At 36.1% G+C, this 357-nt stretch carries 1 protein-coding gene; it reads right to left on the bottom strand.

The genetic code is table 11. The features are described 5' to 3' along the window. The coding region (locus tag Z053_RS0127565; protein ID WP_025668184.1) for an enoyl-CoA hydratase-related protein at positions 1–357 on the bottom strand (357 nt) is incomplete at both ends.

A 357-nucleotide genomic window follows, 5' to 3' on the forward strand; every position in this document is an offset into this window, starting at 1 on the left:
ATCTGTATAACCATATCGCGAGTCCTCACTACAAACCATAAAATCACATAAAGCTCCCAGTAAGAAACCTGATCCCATAGCATCTCCCTGCATCTCTGCTATTATTGGATAAGGAAAAGACACTATAGATTGGTAAAGCCCTTGAGTTATAGATTCATTATAAGCCTCCCGATCACCTTGAAGGAACGTTTCACCCGTGCCTGTTAATATCAATACTTTTAACAACGGAAGGGTTTTTACATAATCAAGACTATGCACCAATTCTTCTATTAATTCTTTAGAAAGTGTATTGCCTGTTTTTGTATCAATATCAAGACTGTAAACTCCCTGACTCCTATCATATAATTTTATAGAAGA

Source organism: Aquimarina megaterium XH134, assembly GCF_000520975.1.
Lineage (GTDB): Bacteria > Bacteroidota > Bacteroidia > Flavobacteriales > Flavobacteriaceae > Aquimarina > Aquimarina megaterium.